Annotated in this window: 18 protein-coding genes; 5 read left to right on the top strand and 13 right to left on the bottom strand. The window is 54.4% G+C overall.

Going from position 1 to position 20265, the window contains the following annotated elements; all coding sequences use genetic code 11:
• Positions 1-13: 13 nt before the first annotated feature.
• Entirely contained in the window at positions 14-409 is a 396-nt protein-coding gene (locus EH228_RS17620; protein WP_152322926.1) for a winged helix-turn-helix transcriptional regulator, read from the top strand.
• A gap of 256 nt (positions 410-665) precedes the next feature.
• Positions 666-2333, top strand: coding sequence for an energy-dependent translational throttle protein EttA (ettA, locus tag EH228_RS17615; RefSeq protein ID WP_152322925.1), 1668 nt, complete (start codon positions 666-668; stop codon positions 2331-2333).
• Positions 2334-2420: 87 nt separating this feature from the next.
• Here the strand turns inward: ettA and EH228_RS17610 are convergent, their stop codons facing one another.
• Positions 2421-3302 carry a LysR family transcriptional regulator gene (locus EH228_RS17610; protein WP_152322924.1) on the bottom strand — a complete coding sequence of 294 codons (882 nt, stop codon included), beginning with the start codon at positions 3300-3302 and terminating at the stop codon, positions 2421-2423.
• A gap of 360 nt (positions 3303-3662) precedes the next feature.
• Between EH228_RS17610 and EH228_RS17605 the strand changes: the two genes are divergently transcribed.
• Complete coding sequence (locus EH228_RS17605) at positions 3663-4814, top strand: mandelate racemase/muconate lactonizing enzyme family protein (protein ID WP_152322923.1); 1152 nt, start codon at positions 3663-3665, stop codon at positions 4812-4814.
• Complete coding sequence (locus EH228_RS17600; RefSeq protein ID WP_152322922.1) at positions 4807-6087, top strand: MFS transporter; 1281 nt, start codon at positions 4807-4809, stop codon at positions 6085-6087. The genes EH228_RS17605 and EH228_RS17600 overlap by 8 nt, the downstream gene beginning before the upstream one ends.
• Positions 6088-6122: 35 nt before the next feature.
• On the opposite strand, the gene nadR is transcribed toward EH228_RS17600, so the two are convergent.
• Genes nadR through serB form a run of 3 tightly spaced genes read right to left on the bottom strand, consistent with a single transcriptional unit; the run spans position 6123 to position 9760 of the window.
• Entirely contained in the window at positions 6123-7352 is a 1230-nt protein-coding gene (nadR, locus tag EH228_RS17595) for a multifunctional transcriptional regulator/nicotinamide-nucleotide adenylyltransferase/ribosylnicotinamide kinase NadR (RefSeq protein ID WP_152322921.1), read from the bottom strand.
• Between the two features lie 38 nt (positions 7353-7390).
• Positions 7391-8773, bottom strand: coding sequence for a DNA repair protein RadA (gene radA, locus EH228_RS17590; protein ID WP_152322920.1), 1383 nt, complete (start codon positions 8771-8773; stop codon positions 7391-7393).
• A 9-nt stretch (positions 8774-8782) separates the two neighbouring features.
• Complete coding sequence (gene serB, locus EH228_RS17585) at positions 8783-9760, bottom strand: phosphoserine phosphatase (protein ID WP_152322919.1); 978 nt, start codon at positions 9758-9760, stop codon at positions 8783-8785.
• A gap of 120 nt (positions 9761-9880) precedes the next feature.
• On the opposite strand from serB, the gene EH228_RS17580 reads away from it, so the two are divergent.
• Positions 9881-10549: a YtjB family periplasmic protein gene (locus tag EH228_RS17580; protein WP_152322918.1), complete on the top strand. Its 669-nt coding sequence runs from the start codon at positions 9881-9883 to the stop codon at positions 10547-10549.
• 239 nt (positions 10550-10788) lie between these two features.
• Here the strand turns inward: EH228_RS17580 and deoD are convergent, their stop codons facing one another.
• From deoD to prfC, 9 genes are all read right to left on the bottom strand, one after another.
• Positions 10789-11508: a purine-nucleoside phosphorylase gene (gene deoD / locus EH228_RS17575; protein ID WP_152322917.1), complete on the bottom strand. Its 720-nt coding sequence runs from the start codon at positions 11506-11508 to the stop codon at positions 10789-10791.
• Positions 11509-11668: 160 nt separating this feature from the next.
• Complete coding sequence (gene deoB, locus EH228_RS17570; RefSeq protein WP_152322916.1) at positions 11669-12892, bottom strand: phosphopentomutase; 1224 nt, start codon at positions 12890-12892, stop codon at positions 11669-11671.
• A 62-nt stretch (positions 12893-12954) separates the two neighbouring features.
• Complete coding sequence (gene deoA / locus EH228_RS17565; protein WP_152322915.1) at positions 12955-14277, bottom strand: thymidine phosphorylase; 1323 nt, start codon at positions 14275-14277, stop codon at positions 12955-12957.
• Positions 14278-14292: 15 nt separating this feature from the next.
• On the bottom strand, positions 14293-15072 hold the full coding sequence (deoC, locus tag EH228_RS17560; protein WP_152322914.1) for a deoxyribose-phosphate aldolase: 780 nt from the start codon (positions 15070-15072) through the stop codon (positions 14293-14295).
• Between the two features lie 278 nt (positions 15073-15350).
• Positions 15351-16127 (bottom strand): TatD family hydrolase, encoded by a 777-nt coding sequence (locus tag EH228_RS17555; RefSeq protein WP_152322913.1) that lies wholly within the window; start codon positions 16125-16127, stop codon positions 15351-15353.
• Positions 16124-17179, bottom strand: a complete 1056-nt coding sequence (locus EH228_RS17550; protein ID WP_152322912.1) for a patatin-like phospholipase family protein — start codon at positions 17177-17179, stop codon at positions 16124-16126. Before EH228_RS17550 ends, EH228_RS17555 begins: the two co-directional genes overlap by 4 nt.
• Positions 17180-17332: 153 nt before the next feature.
• A complete protein-coding gene (locus tag EH228_RS17545; RefSeq protein WP_152322911.1) occupies positions 17333-17491 on the bottom strand; it encodes a DUF1328 domain-containing protein in 159 nt (52 codons plus the stop codon).
• Between the two features lie 131 nt (positions 17492-17622).
• Positions 17623-18231: a molecular chaperone OsmY gene (osmY, locus tag EH228_RS17540; protein WP_152322910.1), complete on the bottom strand. Its 609-nt coding sequence runs from the start codon at positions 18229-18231 to the stop codon at positions 17623-17625.
• A 312-nt stretch (positions 18232-18543) separates the two neighbouring features.
• Positions 18544-20133 carry a peptide chain release factor 3 gene (gene prfC, locus EH228_RS17535; protein WP_152322909.1) on the bottom strand — a complete coding sequence of 530 codons (1590 nt, stop codon included), beginning with the start codon at positions 20131-20133 and terminating at the stop codon, positions 18544-18546.
• Between the last annotated feature and the right edge of the window lie 132 nt (positions 20134-20265).

The following is a 20265-nucleotide window of genomic DNA, read 5'->3' as shown; positions in this document are numbered from 1 at the left end:
AGTCATATCAACGATGACAAAACAGCCCCCACATGACCCCCTTAAATACGGCCATCCCTGCCCGATTCGTGACGTCCTCGATCGGATCGGCGATCAGTGGAGTTTGCTGATTTTACAAGCACTGAGCGCGCGAACACTGCGCTTCAATGAACTTCATCGGGAAATCGGCGATGTTTCGCGGCAAGTACTTTCCCGGACGCTCAAACGACTTGAGCAGGATGGTTACCTCAACCGCGTGGTTTATGCAGAGGTACCGCCACGCGTCGAATATTCGCTGAGTGACCTCGGTCAGTCTTTTCTCAATCCCCTGCAGCAAATAATCCAGTGGGCTGAAACCAATCATCATGCAATCTGCCGGTCCCGCAGTCGTTTCTTTCAGCAGGATGACAGCGGAGTCCCGTCGCGGTAAACCCAATATCCGGCGGTGCGGCTGAATCATCCCACACCGGATGTTCTCTTCCACCGCTATCAAAACCCTTACCCTTATCTCATTGCTTTATAAGATAAAAAAACAGCATTATTCCCAACCGTTAAAAATTAAATAGCGATCACACGCCAACATTTAGGTAGCGCTGTGATTACCCAGGGAAACCCGCTAAACTTCGTCATCTGAGAGGGCAACGAATGTCCCCATTAACACCCAGATACTAAGAGGCTGATCCTACGTGGCTCAATTCGTCTATAGCATGCATCGCGTCGGCAAGGTGGTACCGCCGAAGCGTCATATCCTGAAAAACATCTCCCTGAGCTTTTTCCCGGGCGCTAAAATCGGCGTATTGGGTCTGAATGGCGCAGGTAAATCCACCCTGCTGCGCATCATGGCCGGTATCGATAAAGATATCGAAGGGGAAGCGCGTCCACAGCCCGGGATTAAAATCGGTTACCTGCCTCAGGAGCCGCAACTGAACCTGGAGCACACCGTCCGTGAATCGGTGGAAGAGTCGCTGGCCGAAGTGGTCAGCGCCCTGAAACGTCTGGATGAAGTGTATGCCTTGTACGCGGAAGAAGACGCCGATTTCGACAAACTGGCCGCAGAACAAGGCAAGCTGGAAGAGATTATTCAGGCGCACGATGGCCATAACCTCAACAACCAGTTGGAGCGCGCTGCCGATGCGTTGCGTCTGCCAGACTGGGAGGCGAAAATCGCGAACCTTTCCGGGGGGGAGCGTCGCCGCGTGGCGCTGTGCCGTCTGTTGCTGGAAAAACCAGATATGCTGTTGCTGGACGAACCCACCAACCACCTGGATGCTGAATCCGTGGCATGGCTGGAACGCTTCCTGCATGACTTCGAAGGCACGGTAGTGGCGATTACCCATGACCGTTACTTCCTCGACAATGTCGCCGGCTGGATCCTTGAACTTGACCGGGGTGAAGGTATTCCATGGGAAGGCAATTACTCCTCATGGCTGGAGCAGAAAGATGCCCGCCTGGCACAGGAAGCCTCTGCCGAAGCCGCCCGCCGGAAATCAATTGAGAAAGAGCTGGAGTGGGTACGTCAGGGAACCAAAGGCCGTCAGTCCAAAGGCAAGGCCCGCCTGGCCCGTTTTGAAGAACTGAACAACACCGATTATCAGAAGCGCAACGAAACCAACGAACTGTTTATTCCACCTGGCGCCCGTCTGGGCGATAAAGTGTTGGAAATCCGTAACCTGCGTAAATCTTACGGTGACCGCCTGCTGATCGACGATCTGAGTTTCTCTGTCCCCAAAGGGGCGATTGTCGGCATTATCGGTCCGAACGGCGCGGGGAAATCCACCCTGTTTCGGATGATGTCCGGTCAGGAACAGCCTGATTCCGGCAGCATCGAGCTGGGCGAAACCGTTAAGCTGGCCTCGGTCGATCAGTTCCGTGACAAGATGGATAACAGCAAAACCGTCTGGGAAGAAGTGTCCGGTGGCCAGGACATCATGCGCATTGGCAACATCGAAATGCCCAGTCGCGCCTACGTCGGCCGCTTTAACTTCAAAGGCGTCGACCAGGGAAAACGCGTGGGTGAACTGTCCGGCGGTGAACGTGGTCGTCTGCATCTGGCCAAGCTGCTACAGGTTGGCGGCAACATGTTGTTGCTCGATGAACCGACCAACGACCTGGACATCGAAACGCTGCGCGCGCTGGAAAACGCGCTACTGGAGTTCCCGGGCTGTGCCATGGTTATCTCACATGACCGCTGGTTCCTCGACCGTATCGCCACTCATATCCTGGACTACCAGGACGAAGGCAAAATCGAGTTCTTCGAAGGTAACTTTTCCGAATACGAAGAATACAAGAAGCGGACGCTGGGGGCCGATGCACTGGAACCCAAACGCATCAAGTACAAGCGTATCACTAAGTAAAATAGCCACTCAGGGCGGAGAAATCCGTCCTGTTATTTTGGTAAGCAACAATAAACGCATCCCAGGTGATTTGTGCGTGCCCCCTCATCAGCGATAAAACTCACGCAGCACCGGCGATTGCAACACGTAATCGACAAAACGCGACAACGCAGGCGAATGTAACTTGTCACTCGGATACACCAGCCACAGCTCGTTCTCCATCACCGTCCATTTCGCTAATACCGCCACCAGCGGCTCTCCCTCCACCAGGAAACGTGGCAGTAAGGTGACCCCGGCATTCGCCAGCGCGCACTCCCGTGCATAAGCCAGATTATCGGTGAGATGCCCAGGCGGCGGCAGACAATGGTAATATTCCTCCCCCCTGTTCAGCAACCATTCGCTCCACGCCCGATGGACAATACAGCGATGCGCCGTCAGTTGTTGCGGATGCACAATTTCCTCATGCTGCGCCAGATAATCTTGCGATGCGACCAACAGGCGATCGCAATAACCTATGCGGCGCCCAATTAACGACGGCTCCTGTGGCTGCCGGGTACACAGAGCAATATCGTAACCATCATGTAGCCAATCCCGCCCTTCATTCGCGATCGACACCTCCAGGACGACATCCGGATACACCTGCAAAAAATCCGCGTTCAACCGCGCCAGTAAGGTGCTGCCTATTCCGCTGGGTGAGGTTATCCGCAGCCGTCCGCTAAGGTTACTCTGCAAACGTTGGATAACCTGATTTGCCCTTTCACTGGCCTGTAGCATTTCCTGGCAATGCACCAGGTAACGTTCACCGACGAACGTCAGATTGAGCTGACGGGTGGTACGGTTGATCAAACGCACGCCCAAAGCCTGTTCAAGATGGCTGATACGCTGGCTGACGCTGGACTTTGGTAATCCGCCGCGCTTTGCTGCTCCGGTGAAACTGCCGCATTCGGCCACCATCGCAAAGAGAGCCATATCCTGCAACTGTTTGCACATACATTCATTGCCCCAAAAGAAACCTTAGTTAATTATTATTAATAATAATAGTTAGCACGCTTCCGTTATGCACTGAATCACACGACTTAAAGGAAATACGCGATAAAGAAGGTGATGATTGCCCCGTCAACTGAGCGCTTTTTTCCACTCCTCCACGATTTTTGTGACCCCTCATCCACTACTTCATACAAACGCCCGAATATCTATGCCGTTATCCTCTCATTCTTATGCGTTTGTATGATGCAGCCCCTTTCTCCCCTTTTTATACTGAGTAACGATTTAGTCTTATCTCGCCGGTCAGCACGCCGCTAAGAACATAACGACAGGCCACTGACCGCCCTACACTGTGAGGTTTATGACATGAAAATCAGTCACATAGAAGTGATCCGCCTCAGTATACCTTTTGAAAGCGATCGCGCCCCACCAGCACGACCGGATACCGCCTGGAATGCCGCTTCACCCGCGTTAAAGCAGATGGAAACCCTGCTGGTGCGGGTACAAAGCGATACCGGCTTACAGGGGTGGGGTGAAGGTTTTGGTCATCTTTGCAATTCCGTTACCGCTCTGGCGTTGCAGGATCTGGTTATCCCCCTCTTTCTCGGTAAAACTGTCCCTGAAAGCCGTGAAGCGCTCACCGCGTTGATGGCTGAAGCTGAAAAAAACCTGCATGCTTTCGGCCGGAGCGGGCCGGTACGTTATGCCCTGTCCGCGCTTGATATCGCGCTGTGGGATCTGCTTGGACAACATCTGGGCCAGCCGCTGTGGCAGTTACTGGGCGGTCGTCGGGAAATCGGTCTGTACGCCAGTCTGGTGAGCTATAACAATCAACCGGAAGAAGTGGCGCGTCAGGTCAGCCGCGCCTGGCAGGCTGGTTTTCACACCCTCAAGTTGCACGAAACAGAATATGCCGCCATCGCTGCCGCTCGCGCCGCATTGCCAGCAGAAGCCACGCTAATGGTCGATGTGAACTGTCCGTGGACCGTCGATGAAGCCAGCGAACATGCCCGCCAACTGGCGGGATTGCAGTTGGGCTGGCTGGAAGAACCCGTCTGGCCACCAGACGACTGCGCCGGACTGGCACGCGTCCGGCGTGAAGGAACACCGCTCGCCGCTGGGGAAAATGCCGCCGGCGAAAACGGATTTGAAGCGCTTTTTGAGCGGGCCGCCGTCGATGTGGTCCAGCCAAGCGTGGCAAAAGTGGGCGGGATAACCGCTGCGCTACGCGTGATTGAACGCGCGCAATCGTATCGAGTGAAAGTGGTGCCGCACTGTTTCTACTACGGTGCGGGATTGCTGGCAAGCGCACATCTCGTCGCCACGCTGCCGCCGGAAATCCTGCTGGAAGTCCCCTATATCCGCTTCTCACCGTTACTCTATCCGCAGCTGGATTTTTCGCCCACGCTGGTCTTACCCGATACGCCGGGTCTGGGGTTCAATCCCGATGCGGAGATCCTGAAGCAACATACTGTCAGCCATCTGCATATTGATGCAGAAGGAGCCCATCATGTTTAAAAACTACCGTAGCGTAGTTGCCCTGTTGTTATTTTTCGCCGGGATGCTCAACTATCTTGATCGGGCGGCGCTGTCAGTCATGGCGCCACTGGTGAAAAAAGATCTGCATATCGACGATGCGCAAATGGGCATTCTGTTCAGTTGCTTCTTTATCGGTTACTGTCTGTTCTGCTTTCTTGGCGGCTGGGGCGCGGATCGTTTTGGCCCGCGTAAAGTCTTCGGCTGGGCGGCGGCTGTCTGGTCATTGTTTTGCGGCGCTACCGCGCTGGCGGGCAATTTCGCCCATCTGCTGATTATTCGCGTCCTGTTTGGCATTGGGGAAGGCCCAATGGGCACCACCACCAATAAATCTATTTCAAACTGGTTTCCGCGTAAAGAGGTGGGGCGCGCGGTAGGTTTCACCAATGCCGGACAGCCGTTAGGCGCGGCGGTGGCGGCACCGATTGTCGGCCTGGTCGGACTGCATTTTGGCTGGCGGGTGTCGTTTATCGTCATTGCCATCCTGGGCTTTATCTGGCTGAGCAGCTGGTTATGGTTGTTCAGGGACAAACCAGAGCAACATCCCCGCGTCAGCGCAAGCGAATGCCAGATGATTAAAGCACAGCGCCCCGCTACGCGCGCACCGGAAGCCATCGCCGCTCAGCCGACAAAACTCTGGCACTATGTCTTTTCCCTGCCGGTTCTCGGCGTGGCAGCGGCATTTTTCTGCTTCAACTATATCCAGTATTTTTTCCTCTCCTGGTTACCCAGCTATCTGACTGATTTTCAGCATCTTGATATTAAAAGCATGAGCCTGATTGGCGTTCTGCCCTGGCTGGGCGCGACAATTGGTTTTATCGGCGGCGGGATGATCTCCGATGCCTTGTTCAGGCGTACAGGTAAATTTTTGCAATCGCGCAAGCTGGTGATCTTTTTGGGGCTGGCGGTGGCCGCCGTGAGCGTCATGCTGACCGCCTGGGCCAGTAGCGTCACCGTCGCCGTGGCGTTGATTACGCTGGCCAGCGTCTTTGCCTATATGACGCCGCAGGCTTGCTGGTCGTTATTGCAGGATATCGTTCCGGCTGAACGCATCGGAACAGCGGGCGGGTTTGTTCATCTGCTGGCCAATCTGGCGGGGATCCTGTCACCCGGCATTACCGGTTTCCTGATCCAGTATGGCGGCGGGTATTCCTCCGCATTTCTACTGGCCAGCGTGCTGGCCCTGGTCGGTATGGCGATGCTGGCGCTGTTTGTTCGCCAGCACAGCGTCAACGCACTCCGCTCACCGGCATAAACCGCCCTTTTTCAGGCCCTGGCGAACGGGGCCTGTCAGTTGTTGCCCAGCATCTCTTTTACCAGCTCCACACAACGCAGAAAACGTTCATCGTAATTATCCTGCTCAACATGAACATAGCGGATGTTATTTTTGTTCAGCATCGAGACCAGCAACTGCTGGAACTCTTTACGGTCTACCGAGCTGCCCAGACTACGCAGGCCATCCGCCACCCAGGGAACATTGTTCTCCACCAGAATAACCAGATCAAAGCGATACTCATCAATCAGCGCCTGCACGAAAGGATGTTCACGGCCTTCGTATTTTTTGCAGAATGCCTGGGTCGTGACAAAATCGGTGTCGATAAACGCCACCTTATTGGCATATTTCACCGCAAAATCGATGTACTGCGCCTGACCCAACGCGATTTTGTCGTAGTCAGAGTATTGCAGCGCCATCTCATCGCCGCCGAGGTGCGAGAAAACATAATCACGGCCAAACTCCCACGCACTGGTGGTATTAAAGATGTTCGCCAGCTTGTTGACCAACGTCGACTTACCGCTGGACTCACCGCCGAGGATCGCCACTGTCCGCACAAAAAACGGTTTCACTTCTGTCGGGATATATTCCCAGTAGCGGAAGGGATCCTGGCGGATCTGCCCACCGCTGATGCTCATGAATGAACGCTGAGGGTCAATCAGCACCGCGTCGATGCCCAGATGCTGCTGATATTGCGGCGCATCCGCCTCCTCACTGGTGTAGACCCGGTTTGGCACAATACCGTGGTTTTCCATAAAATCATTGATCCCACGGCTCCACACATCCCACCCGTGCGGATACGGTTCCATCCCTTCTTCGTTAAACGAATGAATACGGATGTTTTTTTGATATTTGAAGGTTTGCAGCAACCAGCGCAGACGGTCGCTGACCGTGGGCTGTTGCGACATCGCGCTGTCGTCAAACAATTTGCGGTCACGTGTCTCGTCGTAGCCCAGGATGATATGCAGTTCATCAACCTGGCTACAGGCGCGCTGGATCAGGTAGATATGGCCGGTATGCAGCGGGTAAAACTTGCCGAACACCACGCCAATGGTCTTTTCACGACGCGGGAATTCCAGGCCGAGAAAACGGTGCAAGGCTTCCAGCTTTTTTGCGCTGGGACTTTTGATTTTGGCGTTCAGCAGTTGGCTAAGATAGCCCTTGGTCATGCCGCTGGCATCAGCCACCTGCTGTAACGTACACCCCTGCTGGCGTATAGCGGTTTTCAGATAATCGAATGACGACATCAACTGCCTCCTGCATCGCGGACGGAATCAACCCTGTTTTAAAGCTCTTCAAGAATAGCCAGCGCATCAGCCAGCTTCTTCACGCCATACACTTTCATATTTTCCGGCACTTTTTTCGGCACGTTGGCGGCAGGGACAATCGCCCGACGGAAACCGTGTTTCGCGGCTTCCGAAATACGCTCTTGCCCACTGGGCACCGGACGGATCTCGCCAGCCAGCCCCACTTCGCCAAAGACCACCAGATCCTGTGGCAACGGACGATCACGCAGGCTGGACACCATCGACAGCATCAGCGCCAGATCCGCGCTGGTTTCCGTCACCTTCACGCCGCCGACCACATTGACGAAAACATCCTGGTCGGCCATCTGCAGGCCGCCATGGCGATGCAACACCGCCAGCAGGATCGCCAGACGGTTCTGTTCAAGTCCTACCGCCACCCGCCTGGGGTTGCTCATCATCGAATGATCTACCAGCGCCTGAATCTCAACCAACAGCGGACGGGTGCCTTCCCACAGCACCATCACCGAACTGCCGGAGGTCACTTCATCGCCCCGGCTGAGGAAGATAGCAGAAGGGTTGCTGACTTCACGCAGACCTTGCTCAGTCATAGCAAACACGCCCAGCTCGTTAACCGCACCAAAACGGTTTTTGTGGCTGCGCAAAGTACGGAAACGAGAATCCGCATCGCCATCCAGCAGCACCGAACAGTCAATACAGTGTTCCAGAACCTTTGGCCCGGCCAGCGAACCATCTTTGGTGACATGCCCGACCATCACTATCGCCACGTCGCGCGTTTTCGCGAAACGGGTCAGATAAGCGGCAGTTTCACGCACCTGCGCCACACTTCCCGGCGACGACTGGATATCAGCCATGTGCATCACCTGGATGGAATCGATCACCATCAACTTCGGCTGTTCCTGTTCGGCTATCAGGCAGATCTGTTCGATGCTGGTTTCCGAAAGCATATTGAGGTTTTCCGTCGGCAACCCCAAACGGTGCGCCCGCATCGCCACCTGTTGTAGCGACTCTTCACCGGTGACGTACAGCGTCTTCATGCCTTCGGCCAGTTTGCACAGGGTTTGCAGCAACAGCGTACTTTTCCCCGCGCCTGGATTACCGCCGATCAGGATCGCGCTGCCCGGTACCACGCCACCGCCCAGCACGCGATCAAATTCTTTAAAACCGGTCGAGAAACGCGGTAACGCCTGCAGACTGATCTCCGACAGTTTCTGTACCCGGCTGGTACCCGCGCTGCCCGCATAACCTGAGAGCCGCTCGTTGCGGGCTACCGTCGGCGACGCCGCCAGACGGACCTCGGTAATGGCGTTCCAGGCGTGACAGGCGCTGCACTGCCCCTGCCAGCGAGGATAATCAGCACCACATTCGTTACAAACAAAAGCACGCTTTACCGCTTTGGCCAAAGTTACCCCTTATCGCTCTTCATGGATCAAGCTGCCGCTGAGGATACAGAGCACCCCCATCAAATCCGCATAACGAATAATGACGTCTGTTTTTTCATTGACTTTCGGCTTGGCATGGTAAGCGATGCCCAGCGCGGCAGCCTGGATCATTAGCAAGTCGTTAGCGCCATCACCGATAGCCACAGTCTGCTCCGGGGCAATCTCAAAACGCTTCGCCAACTTTCGCAGGGTATCCGCTTTGTATTCGGCATCAACAATATCCCCCAACACCTCGCCGGTCAGTTTACCATCGCGAATTTCCAACTGATTGGCGACAACCGCAGACAAATGAAGGGTATCACGCAGGTATTCAGCAAAATAAGTAAAGCCGCCGGAGGCGATAGCCACATGCCAGCCCAGTGCCTGTAATTGCTGCACCAGCGAGGTCAACCCCGGCATCAGCGGCAACCGGTCCCGGACCTGGCTGAGAATCGTCGCATCGGCACCTTTCAACGTCGCCACTCGCTGGCGCAGACTGGCGGAAAAATCGAGCTCGCCGCGCATTGCCCGCTCGGTCACCGCCGCCACCCGCTCTCCGCTGCCTGCCAGTTTGGCTATCTCATCAATACATTCGATCTCAATGGCGGTGGAATCCATATCCATGACCAACAGACCTGGCGTTTTCAAATGTGGAATGCGCTCCAATGGCGCCACATCCAGACCGGCATCATGAGCCAGTTTGGTGGCGCGCGGCGTCAGGGATCCCGCCAGGCATACCACCTGGTTCTCCTCTACCCGCCATGCCTTGACAATTACCATCGCTGCACCCAGTTGATGCTGTAGCGCGGTCAGGCGGCTTTTATCCAGGCTGCGCCCATACAGAAGCCAGCCGGTGCGGCCAGCACGGTAATCCAGCGGCATCACTTCATCACCACTGAGAGAAAGGGGTAAACCCGGCCAGAGAGAGATATCGGCAGGCAGATCGCACCAGGTCAGACTATTTGGCATTACAGCTCCTGTAGGGACATATTAACCACGCAAGAGGCTACCCTGTCAGGCCCGCTTCTGGCAACATAAAGCTACGGGGCGAACAGTGGTTCGTGCATAAAAGTGTGAAGGGTAAAGATGGTGGCAAAAGCCAAACTCAAATTTCGTCTGCACCGCACAGTCATCGTGTTGATCTGCCTGGCCTTACTGGTGGGGCTGATGCAGGGTGTCTCGTGGTTTAGCCTCGGTCGCCAGATGGCGCATTCTGAGCAGGTCGAAGAGCTGGCCCGAACCCTGACCCGCCAGGTGGCATTCAGTCTGATTCCACTGATGAAAAATGGCGATGATAACCATCAGGCCATCAAAGATATTCTGACTCAGTTGACCAAAGAAAGCCGTATTCTGGATGCGTCGGTCTATAACCATGACGGCACCCTGTTGGCGCACGCGGGCGAGGCGATCACCGTGCGTGACCGGTTGGCGTTAGATGGCCAACGCGCAGGCAGCTATTTTAACCACCAACTGGTGCAACCGTTGGATAGCCCGGAGGGCCCACGCGGTTTTCTGCGCGTCACGCTGGACACACACGTGTTGGCGACGGAATCCAGGCAAGTGGATAACACCACCAACATCCTGCGTCTGATGATGTTGCTCGCCCTGGCCATTGGCATCATTCTTAACCGTACACTGCTGCGCGACCGCCGCACGCGTTGGCAGCAATCCCCTTTCCTGCTCACCGCCAATAACCCACTGCCGGAAGATGATGAAGAAAACAACGACAGTCCACCGACTGGGGCCGGGAAAGATTAATCAGGCTATCCGGACGATTTGCGGCACCCGCGTCAACGCCTGCGGCCAAAAATACGCCCGAACGCCACACCCAGCGGACCGTGCAGCAATAATGACGTGATATCAGTCATTATGAATAGACTCTTGCACAGATAACGGAATAAAGACGAAAGGCTAAATCAACACCTGGCGTTATTTTACCGCAAAAAGAAGGGAAAACTGGCCGGTTCATACACCGGCCAGAGGAGACATAACCGCGATCAGTCTTTGTCGCCCAACAGCACCGACTCCAGCGCGATGTTGATCATCTCGCTGAAAGTGGTCTGGCGTTCAGCCGCCGTGGTCTGTTCATGCGTACGGATATGGTCGGAAACGGTACAGATGGCTAACGCCTTAGCTCCGAATTCCGCCGCGACGCCGTAAATCCCGGCCGCTTCCATTTCCACCCCAAGGATGCCGTACTTCTCCATCACATCAAACATCTGCGGATCCGGCGAGTAGAACAGATCGGCGGAGAAAAGGTTACCTACACGCGCCTTCACGCCTAACGCTTTCGCCGCATCTACCGCATTGCGCACCATCTCAAAGTCCGCAATCGCTGCAAAATCATGATCCTTAAAGCGCATGCGGTTTACTTTGGAATCGGTAGATGCCCCCATGCCGATCACCACGTCACGTAATTTCACATCGGCACGCACCGCGCCGCAGGAACCCACACGGATGATCTTCTTCACACCGAACTCGGTAATCAGCTCTTTCGCATAGATGGAGCAGGACGGAATGCCCATGCCGTGGCCCATCACCGAGATTTTGCGGCCTTTATAAGTGCCGGTGTAACCCAACATGCCGCGTACATTGTTGACTTCAACCGCGTCCTGCAGAAAGGTTTCAGCAATATGCTTTGCACGTAGCGGGTCGCCCGGCATCAGTACCACGTCTGCGAAGTCACCCATTTCAGCATTAATATGAGGCGTAGCCATGTTTTATCCTTATCTGGTCTTAAACCCATCGTACTTAAAGTTGCAGCGACGTTGGCTACGCGAGCGCGCCGTCACTTGACCCCGTCTGTGACGGCGCGTGGTACGCTGGCCGTTTTCCTGCAATTTTAATTACTTAGGCTATATTATTACGTTGTTCTGATTACAGCATGTTTTTGCCGTATTCCATAGCGGAAAGGCCAAAATACGTCGCGACCGTCTGCCCGATATCCGCGAAGGTATCACGATACCCCCGCGAGCCTGGCTTCACGCCTGGGCCATAGATCAACACCGGAATATGTTCCCGGGTATGATCCGTTCCCTGCCAGGTGGGATCGCACCCATGGTCAGCGGTAAGGATCAAAATATCCCCTTCTTTTACCAGTGCCATCAGCTCCGGCAGGCGACGGTCAAACAACTCCAGGCCACCAGCATAACCCGCCACATCGCGGCGATGCCCCCAGGTGGAATCAAAGTCGACAAAATTAGTGAATACGATACTGTTATCCGGCGCGATTTTCATTTCCTGTATGGTCGCATCAAACAACGCATCCAGCCCGGTGGCCTTGACTTTTTTCGTAATGCCGACATGCGCATAAATATCTGCGATCTTGCCGACAGAAATCACTTCCCCCTGCTGCTCATCGACCAGCTTTTTCAGCACGGTTGGCGCCGGAGGCTCCACTGCCAAATCGTGGCGATTACCGGTACGCTCGAAATGCCCGGCTTTATCACCGATAAACGGCCGGGCGATCACCCGCCCAATGTTATAACCGCCCTCAGTCAATGCTTCACGGGCGATTTCACACAACCGGTAGAGACGCTCAAGACCAAAGGACTGTTCATGGCAGGCAATCTGGAACACCGAGTCAGCCGAAGTATAGAAAATTGGCTTACCGGTTTTCATATGCTCCTCACCCAGTTGGTCGAGAATAACCGTACCGGAAGAGTGGCAGTTGCCCAGATACCCCGGCAGGTCAGCTTTCGCCACCAACTCATCCAGCAATGCCTGTGGGAAACTGTTCTGTTGTTCAGTGAAATAGCCCCAGTCAAACAGCACCGGCACACCGGCGATTTCCCAGTGGCCTGATGGCGTGTCTTTACCGGAAGACAGTTCGCTGGCATACGCGTAAGCGCCTATAATTTCGGCGTTTTTATCCAGCCCCGGCGGGAATCTCCCGGTTGATTCTTCCGCGGCTTTGCCCAGCCCCAGCGCAGTGAGGTTGGGCAGGTACAACGGTCCTTTACGTCCTTTGTCGGCTTCACCTTTGAAGCACGCTTCAGCAATATGCCCCAGCGTATCCGACCCGGCATCGCCGAACTTGTCAGCGTCTTTACTGGCTCCAATTCCGAAGGAATCAAGCACCATAATAAATGCACGTTTCATCCTGGTCTCCTGCGTCTTAAACGCGATGAGCTTAAATTTAATCGATCAGAACAGTATGACGCTTATCCGCTAATTCTGCGATAAATAACTGGTGTGGCGGCAGGGGTTTGTTCACCGATCGTGATAGCCTGCTTCACCGCGGCCGCCGCATCTTGCCAGCAGGCTTCCGTCGCCGCGTGGATGACCGCCAGCGGTCGTTGATTATCGACATAATCCCCCACTTGCACCATCTCACTGAAACCAACACTGTAATCGATGACATCGCTGGCACGACGACGACCGCCGCCCATGGCCACCACCGCCATTCCCAGCGCCCGGGTATCCATCACGTTGACAATCCCCGGCTGATCAGCGTAAACCGCTTTGCTCAGCATCGGTGCGGGCAGATATTTATCCATTTTTTCGATAAAATCCGCCGGTCCTTTCTGGGCTTTAACCATGCGCGAGAACACCTCAGCCGCGCGTCCGTTATCCAGTACCGACTGGAGCTTTGTCTTCGCCTCATCGGGGTCTGCCGCCAGGCCGCCGGACACCAGCATTTCCGCACTCAGCGCCAACGTCACTTCCAGCAGGCGGGGATTGCGATATTCTCCGGTGAGGAAACGCACCGCTTCCCGCACTTCCAGCGCGTTACCGGCACTGGAGGCCAGTAACTGGTTCATATCGGTCAACAACGCGGTAGTCTTGCAACCTGCACCGTTCGCCACGCCAACAATGGCCTGTGCCAGCTGTTCCGACTGTGCAAACGTCGGCATAAATGCCCCGGAACCGACTTTGACGTCCATCACTAACGCATCCAGCCCCTCAGCCAGCTTTTTCGCGAGGATTGAAGCCGTGATCAACGGGATAGAATCAACGGTAGCGGTAATATCACGGGTGGCGTAGAAACGCCTGTCAGCCGGGGCCAGCGAGTGGGTCTGCCCGATAATCGCGATACCCACCTCTTTGATAATGCGCCGAAAAACCTCATTATCCGGGAAAATATCAAACCCCGGGATCGCTTCCAGCTTGTCCAACGTACCCCCGGTATGACCGAGGCCACGACCGGAGATCATCGGTACAAACCCACCGCATGCCGCCACCATCGGGCCAAGCATCAACGAGGTCACATCCCCTACACCGCCGGTGGAATGTTTATCCACCACCGGGCCATTCAGATCCAGTCCCTGCCAACTGAGCACCGTTCCGGAATCACGCATCGCCATCGTCAGTGCCACGCGCTCCGCCAGGTTCATATCATGGAAGTAGATAGTCATCGCCAGCGCGGCTATCTGGCCTTCTGAAACCGAATTATCGCGAATACCGTTGATAAAAAACCGGATTTCTTCTTCGCTCAGCGCCTGACCCTCTCTTTTTTTGCGAATGATTTCTTGTGGCAGGAACACGTTACCCCCTGATATTTAATAGGCTGAATCACTTTTCGCGCCGGAAAAACCCGCCGCATTCAACAGGCTGGCTAACAGGCTGGAAGCCCCGAAACGGAAATGGCGGGCGTCGGCCCAGTCGCTGCCGAGGAGTGTGTCAGCCAGTCGCAGATACAGCGCGGCATCTTCTGCCGTTTTCACCCCACCAGCTGGCTTGAAGCCAACCTGATGCTTAACCCCTTTGTCCGCGATCACCCGTAGCATGATTTCGGCGGTTTCCAGCGTGGCGTTGACCGGGACTTTACCGGTCGAGGTCTTGATAAAATCAGCGCCCGCTTCAATGGCAATTTCAGAAGCTTTACGGATCAGATCGGCGGTTTTCAACTCACCGCTTTCAATAATCACCTTCAACAGCACACCCGCATCAGCACAGGCCTCTTTGCAGGCGCTGACCAACTGGTAGCCCACTTCTTCGTTACCCGCGATTAACGCACGGTAAGGAAAAACCACATCCACTTCATCAGCGCCATAAGCAATAGCGGCATGCGTTTCCGCCAGGGCGATGTTGATATCATCATTGCCATGCGGGAAGTTAGTCACTGTCGCAATGCGGATATCCGGCGTTCCCTGCTCACGCAACGTTTTACGCGCAATGGGAATAAAGCGAGGATAGATACAGATAGCGGCGGTGTTACCTGCCGGGGATTTGGCCTGATGGCAGAGGGCGATCACCTTCGCCTCTGTGTCATCATCGTTCAGCGTGGTCAGATCCATCAGTTTCAGCGCCCGAATGGCGGCGGTAGTTAAGTCAGTCATCATGTTCTCCACAGAGGAATGTTAAAATAATAACAGGCACTACTGGCTGTTATCTGTGAGTAATTTCACAGGCATGAAAATGCTGTTACATGAAAAACCCAGAACAAGTGATTAATATCACATTAAATGGCCCTGCCATCGGGTATTTCCACCATACAAGCCGTACAAAATGATCAGGAATGTTATAATAATAACATCATCACCACAGGTTCAGGTTACAGTATGCCCTGCCTGTGGGCCCATTGCAGGATGATGGCAACATTTAAGCATTCGGCCTCTCAGAGGCCAAACAACCGGCGGGTATTTTCGCGGAGTGTTTCAGCGATGTGCTGTGGGGATTCATCACGGATTTCACACAAACTCTGCCAGACATTTCTGATCCGTTCAGGTCGATTTGGCTGGCCCTGAAAACCTTGCAACGGCATATCTGGCGCATCTGTTTCCAGCAGCAAAACGCTCAACGGCAGACGGGCAATTGCTCTGCGGGTTTTACTGGCGCGTTGATAGGTGATCGTGCCACCAACACCAATAGCATATCCCGCACGGATAAAGGCCCACGCCTGCTGCTCACTACCGGCAAAGCCATGCACCACCCCACGACGAGGAAGATCGACTTTGCGTAAGTGCATGACCAATTTGTCGTGAGTGCGCCGTGAATGCAAGATAACCGGCAGATCGTAATCCCGCGCCAGTCGCAGTTGCGCATCCAGCACCGCCTGTTGCTTCGCGAACTGCGGATTATCGATATACAGATCCAGACCTATTTCACCGATCGCCCGCAATTTTTCCGGCCGCTGCCGTAGATAACCTTCCAGTTGCTCAAGGTGCGAATCCGTATGATCCGCCATCGCCATCGGGTGCGTTCCCAGCGCCGCATAAAGTGGTGGCCAACGCTCCGTCAACGCCATCACGCCAGCAAAACGATCCGCGGCGACACCGACCACAATGATTTTCTCCACCCCCGCTTCCGCCGCCCGCCTCAGGCTCGCTTCTTCATCGCCACAGAACGGCGCAAAATCAAAGTGACAATGGGTGTCGACAAAAACGGGTTTCATGCCAGTGAACCTTTACCGTAATCAGCATCGTTATCGTAATCATCAGCGTTGCCCACCAACGGCAAATCATCAGGGGCACTCGCTACTCGCGCAGAAGTCACCACCGGCTGCTGGCTGACCAGCGCGTTGCTTGCCTGCAACCACTGCCCGAGAGTGGAAAGGAAGTAACGCCCACTGCGACGGCCCAGATGATAATCCCGATTCAGCGACGAAATCCGGCTGCCTAACGCCATGCTGGCCAGCGCGCGTGGTGGGAAGATTTCTATAATGTTCAGCTTGCCGGGCGGCTTCTCAATAAATTCCTGCGTCTGACGATAGCTTTCTTCGTGTCGTTTCACAATATTCACCAGCGACTGCAACGCACTGTCGCCAAGCCAGGGTTCAACACGCTTCAGCCACTGCGGCGTATAGGTCATTTGTGAAGGTACGGTACGGATAACCACAATGGTTTCAGCACCACGCCGGGCCGCCTCCCGCACGGGGATTGCATCGCTGATGCCACCATCCAGATAACTGACGCCATCCAGGTAAACGCCTGGGCGATACATACCGGGAATGGCGCTGGAGGCTTTGATGATATCCAGCCAGTTCTCCACCGTCGGCGCGAAGTAATCCGGCGAGTAATCATCGCTGCGACAGGCACACATATAGAATTCGCGACCTGAAGCGAGCATCTTCTCCCCAACCGCTATCGCCAGCGGCAACTCTTTCATGGTAATGTCCACCAGCCAGTCGAGATCGATCAGATGACCGCCGCGGACAAAGCGTAACGGATTAAAGAACTGTTTACTGGTGGTATAACGGGTGATCACGCGTCGGGCATATCCCAACTGGCCGCAGAGATAAGCGGAGAGATTTTGCGCGCCAGCAGAGGTGCCGAGCAGCAGATCGAAAGGATTGAAGCCCGCGCGCTGAAATTCATCCAGTACACCGGCAGTGAAGATACCGCGTTGTCCTCCCCCCTCACAAACCAGAGCGAGTTTGCCAGGACGAAAAGGCGTTAATGCCAGCGGCGCAGTATTGCCGAGAGTGATGGGAATGCGTTGGCCCAAAATCGGTATCCTGTGGTCGGTGAATCTGCTGAGGATACCCGGAATACTTTAAAACTGTTCAGCGCTTGCTGCTTAAAATATTGTCATTTTGTTGCAAACAACAGAGAAACAGCGGAATTTAACAGCTGGCAGCCCCCCTCTCCCCAGACGCCATCATTTCTTCCGGCTACTAAACAAACTAATCAGGAAGATGATGATACCCACCACAAAGACAATTTTAGCTGCCCACGTGGCAGTGCCAGACAGCCCACTAAAGCCCAATGCTGCCGCGATGAGCGCGGTGACCAGAAAAATGATCCCCCAACGAAACATAAGCTTCTCCTTCCCCTGTGGTGAGCATTGAGCTGCTTGCGTTATTGACGCTGTCCGCTTAAACCCTGCCGGTATCGTCTTCCGAACATTGAATACGCTACCGTTTCCCCCGGAGACGGCTCGCATCCGCATTAAGATTTCACGACAAGATCGTTTTTGACGCTTTTCACCCCATCAATGGCTTTGGCGATACTTTCAGCTCGTTCAGCCTGTGCCTGAGACTTCACCGTACCGGACAGTTGCACCACGCCATCGCTGGTTTCAACCTTCACATTACGCGACGGCACAATGTCATCTGCTAACAGTTTAGCTTTAATTTCGCTGGTGATGGCCGCATCTCCGGCGTAACCACTGATGCTGGCTTTAGTACTGTCTTTAACCTGTAGTTTGTCACTGACGGATTGTACCCCCTCGACTTTCCTCACCTCCGCAACCACCCGTTCCGCCTGATCCTGCGACGGGATAAAACCACTGAGCGTGACGACGCCTTCCTGCGTATTGACCGAGATATCCGCACTTTTAATGGCGCTGTTATTGATCAGGGCGGCTTTCACTTTAGCGGTCACAGCGCTGTCATCAATATAGCCGCCGACTTTTTGCACAGAACGACCGATTTTGGAACCCGTGCTGTCAGACGGGACTGTCGGGGTGGTGGTGTCTTCTGCTATCGCAATACCGCCCAGCAATGAAGCACTCACCAGTACTGCCACCAGAGTTTTTGCAATATTAGTCTTGTTCATCGTGTTGACCTTTATCATGTTGATGCACCCACAACAGTGAGCGTTCAGCCACAAACGGCGTGACCAGTGATAAAACATGGCACCAACCGTGCCGCATATTTGGCGTCCTGTAGAAATAAATATAGCCGTCAATCAGGGTTTCACCGCGATTTGCAGTTGATCTGTGGGATAAAGGGGATAATGACAATATTTTTAAGAACAGCCTGTAGGCTGACGGACGGCAACCCGGCTCGCGCCCAACTTATCGCGCGAGCCGTCTGGCTGAAGTTTCTTCCGCGTTGAGCGTCCGACAGGTTGACACTCGCTAACACATTAATGTTCGCGGGTTTTCCGGAACACCACCTCAGGATAACGCTCTTGAGTAATATTCAGGTTAACCATGGTAGGAGCAATATAGGTCAGGTTATCGCCACCATCCAGCGCCAGGTTTACCTCGTTTTTACGCTGGAACTCATCAAACTTCTTCGCATCGCTGCATTCGACCCAGCGAGCAGTCGAGACGTTGATCGCTTCATAAATCGCTTCAACGTTGTACTCACTCTTCAGACGGGCAACCACCACGTCAAACTGCAACACACCGACTGCGCCAACGATCAGATCGTTATTGTGGATCGGACGGAACACCTGTACCGCGCCTTCTTCCGAGAGCTGAACCAACCCTTTTAACAGTTGCTTCTGCTTCAGAGGATCACGCAGTCGAATACGACGGAACAGCTCCGGCGCGAAGTTCGGGATACCGGTGAACTTCATGTTCTCACCCTGGGTGAAGGTATCGCCAATCTGGATAGTGCCGTGATTATGCAGGCCGATAATATCGCCCGGCCAGGCTTCTTCTACGTGTGAACGGTCACCCGCCATAAAGGTCAACGCATCGGCAATCACCACATCCTTGCCCAGACGAACCTGACGTAACTTCATGCCTTTTTCGTATTTGCCCGAGACTACGCGCAAAAACGCCACCCGGTCACGATGTTTCGGGTCCATGTTCGCCTGAATCTTGAAGACGAAACCGGTGAATTTATCCTCTGCCGCCGTTACGGTACGTAAATCGGTCTGACGCGGCATTGGCGGGGGCGCCCACTCCACCAGGCCATCCAGCATATGGTCAACGCCGAAGTTACCTAACGCGGTGCCGAAGAACACCGGCGTCAGCTGACCGGCCAGGAACGCCTCCTGCTCAAACTCATGCGAAGCGCCCTGTACCAGTTCCAGTTCTTCCCGCAACTGAAGTGCCAAATCTTCGCCAATCGCCTGGTCCAGGTCCGGGTTATTCAACCCTTTAACCACCCGCACCTCCTGAATGGTGTGCCCCAGGCCCGACTGATACAGATAGATTTCGTCTTTATAAAGGTGGTAAACCCCCTTGAACTGCTTGCCGCAACCGATTGGCCAGGTAATGGGAGCACAGGCGATTTTCAGCTCGTTTTCCACTTCATCCAGCACTTCCATCGGGTCGCGGATCTCACGGTCCAGCTTATTCATAAAGGTCAGGATTGGCGTGTCACGCAAACGAGTCACTTCCATCAGCTTACGGGTCCGATCTTCAACACCTTTAGCCGCGTCAATAACCATTAAACAACAGTCGACCGCCGTCAAGGTACGGTAGGTATCTTCGGAGAAATCTTCGTGCCCTGGGGTATCCAACAGGTTGATCAGACACTCGCGGTATGGAAACTGCATCACCGAGGTCGTGATAGAGATACCACGTTGTTTTTCCATCTCCATCCAGTCGGATTTAGCGTGATGGCTGGAACCGCGACCTTTTACCGTACCGGCGGTCTGGATCGCCTGTCCGAACAGCAATACTTTTTCGGTAATCGTGGTTTTACCGGCATCCGGGTGAGAAATAATGGCAAAAGTGCGGCGACGGGCAACCTCTGCGGTATAAGAGGGTGTGGTCATATTAATTCCTGTAATTATGTACTCACTGATGTACACAGATTCAATTTATGCCGTGTAGTGTACATGATATGGTCGAAGGTCTGCCAGAGGCGGAAAGTTAGGTTCTGTCGCATTAACAGTGTGATGTCAGTG

Origin of the sequence: Erwinia endophytica (genome assembly GCF_009295515.1) — a bacterium.
In the GTDB taxonomy this organism is placed as follows: domain Bacteria; phylum Pseudomonadota; class Gammaproteobacteria; order Enterobacterales; family Enterobacteriaceae; genus Erwinia; species Erwinia endophytica.
Note: the sequence above shows the minus strand (reverse complement) of the source record. Positions and strands in the feature narration are given on the sequence as shown.